Annotated in this window: 3 protein-coding genes; all 3 read left to right on the top strand. The window is 74.0% G+C overall.

Annotated elements, in window-relative coordinates; genetic code table 11:
- The coding region (locus AE652_RS39195) for a (2Fe-2S)-binding protein (RefSeq protein ID WP_049660315.1) at positions 1 to 352 on the top strand (352 nt) is incomplete at its 5' end.
- A gap of 179 nt (positions 353 to 531) precedes the next feature.
- Positions 532 to 1,395, top strand: a complete 864-nt coding sequence (locus AE652_RS39190) for a dihydrodipicolinate synthase family protein (protein WP_369808372.1) — start codon at positions 532 to 534, stop codon at positions 1,393 to 1,395.
- 93 nt (positions 1,396 to 1,488) lie between these two features.
- Positions 1,489 to 2,493 (top strand): proline racemase family protein, encoded by a 1,005-nt coding sequence (locus tag AE652_RS39185; protein ID WP_049660310.1) that lies wholly within the window; start codon positions 1,489 to 1,491, stop codon positions 2,491 to 2,493.
- Positions 2,494 to 2,681: the final 188 nt, after the last annotated feature.

The raw sequence follows: 2,681 nt of genomic DNA, 5'->3' as shown, positions 1-2,681 counted from the left end.
GGCCGCGCTGCTGCGCCGCCGCTCCCGGCTGCGGGCCTTCGCCGACCTGATGGCCGCCGCGCACCGGCCGGGCCCCGGCTGGACCGGCTGGCTGCGTCCGGACACCGACGTCTGCCGGTGCGAGGAGGTGCCGGTGGCGGCGATCCGGGAGGCCGTCGAGGACCTGGGCGCGGGCGATCCGCGCACCGTGAAGCTGCTCACCCGGGCCGGAATGGGCTGGTGCCAGGGCCGGATGTGCGGTCCGGCCGTGGCCTGCCTGGCCGGCCCGGGTGAGCCGGGGCCGGACCGGCGGCCGCTGGGCTGCCCGGTGCCGCTCTCCCAGCTGGCGGCGGGGCCGAACCCGGAGGCGTAGGGCGTGCCCGACCGCTCGCGTCGGGCGGGAACGGTCGGGCGCGCCCCCGGGGTCCGTCGTCGAAGGACGGGCCGGGGACCTTGTCTCCGGCCCGTCCACTCTAGTAAAATGTCACACCTCATCAAGGAGCTCATGTGTCCATCACCCAGCACGACAGCACCCGTCCCTGGCGCGGCATCATGGTCGCCACCACGCTTCCGCTGCGCCCGGACCACTCCGTCGACTACGACGCCTACGCCGAGCACGTCCGCTGGCTGATCGACTCGGGCTGCGAGGGCGTCGTCCCCAACGGCTCGCTGGGCGAGTACCAGACGCTCACCGCCGAGGAGCGCGCCAAGGTCGTCGAGGTCGCCATCGAGGCGGCCGGCGACGGCTCCCGGGTGATGCCCGGCGTGGCCGCCTACGGCAGCGCCGAGTCCCGCCGCTGGGCCGAGCAGGCCGCCGAGGCCGGCGCCGGCTCCGTCCTGCTGCTGCCGCCGAACGCCTACCGGGCCGACCACGCCTCGGTGCGCGCCCACTACGCCGAGGTCGCCAAGGCCGGGCTGCCGATCGTGGCGTACAACAACCCGATCGACACCAAGGTCGACCTCGTCCCCACGCTGCTCGCCCAGCTGCACGCCGAGGGCTCGATCGTCGCGGTCAAGGAGTTCAGCGGCGACGTCCGCCGGGCGTACGAGATCGCCGAGCTGGCCCCCGGGCTGGACCTGCTGATCGGCGCCGACGACGTGCTGCTGGAGCTGGCGCTCGCGGGCGCGGTCGGCTGGATCGCCGGCTACCCGAACGCCCTGCCGGCCGCCTCGGTCGCGCTCTACGACGCCGCCGTCTCCAAGGACCTGGAGAACGCGCTGCCGCTGTACAAGTCGCTGCACTCGCTGCTGCGCTGGGACTCCAAGACCGAGTTCGTCCAGGCCATCAAGCTCTCGATGGACATCGCCGGGCGCCCCGGCGGCCCGGTGCGCGCCCCGCGCCTGCCGCTCGTCCCGGAGATCGAGGAGGCCGTCCGCGCGGCCACCGAGAAGGCGCTGGCCGACGGCCTGGTCTGACACCGGCGCGATCCCGGGCCTCCGGGCCGGCTGCGGCGGCAGCCGGCCCGGCCTACCCACCAACCATCCGAACCTGTACGGGAGTTGTGACCCATGCGCAGCCGTCACGTGTTCCACGCCGTCGACTCGCACACCGAGGGCATGCCGACCCGGGTGATCACCGGCGGCTTCGGCGTCATCCCCGGCGCCACCATGGCCGAGCGCCGGGTGCACTTCCAGGAGCACCTGGACCACTTCCGCACCCTGCTGATGTACGAGCCCCGCGGCCACGCCGCGATGAGCGGCGCGATCCTCCAGCCGCCGACCCGGCCGGACGCCGACTTCGGCGTGCTCTACATCGAGGTCTCCGGACTGCTGCCGATGTGCGGGCACGGCACCATCGGGGTCGCCACCGTACTGGTCGAGACCGGGATGGTCCCGGTGGTCGAGCCGGTCACCACCGTACGGCTGGACACCCCGGCCGGACTCGTGGTCGCCGAGGTGAAGGTCGAGGACGGCGCCGCCAAGGCGGTGACCATCCGCAACGTGCCCTCCTACTCCGTCGCCCTGGACCGCAAGGTCGAGGTGCCCGGCTACGGCACGGTGACCTACGACCTCGCGTACGGCGGCAACTACTACGCCATCCTGCCGCTCGCCGAGTTCGGGCTGCCCTTCGAGCGCGAGCGCAAGCAGGAGATCCTGGACGCCGGCCTGGCCATGATGGACGCGATCAACGCGGGCCCGGACCGGCCGGTGCACCCGGAGAACCCGTCCATCCACAGCTGCCACCACGTCCAGCTGCTCGCCCCCGGCTCCACCGCCGAGCACTCCCGGCACGCGATGGCCATCCACCCCGGCTGGTTCGACCGCTCGCCCTGCGGCACCGGCACCTCGGCGCGGATGGCCCAGCTGCACGCGCGCGGCGAACTGCCGCTCGGGCGGGACTTCCGCAACGACTCCTTCATCGGGACCACCTTCACCGGGCGGCTGGTCGAGGAGACCGAGGTGGCCGGGCTGCCCGCGGTGGTGCCCACCGTCACCGGGCGGGCCTGGGTCACCGGCACCGCCCAGTACTTCCTCGACCCGAGCGACCCGTTCCCGGCGGGCTTCCTGCTCTGACCCCTCCTTCCTCCTTCGTCCCCGTACCTCCCCCCGAAGGGCTGCTGGCCGTGACCATCACCTCGTACAACCCCGCCGACCCCGACGACCTCGTGGTCGCCGTCGAGGAGCCCGGCGCCGAGGCCGTGCGGGCCGCCGTCGGGCGGGCCCGGGCGGCGCAGGGCGACTGGCTCGCCGCCGGGGCGGGC

The sequence above is a fragment of the Kitasatospora sp. MY 5-36 genome, from assembly GCF_001182915.1.
GTDB lineage: Bacteria > Actinomycetota > Actinomycetes > Streptomycetales > Streptomycetaceae > Kitasatospora.
This window is presented reverse-complemented; position numbering and strand designations above follow the sequence as displayed.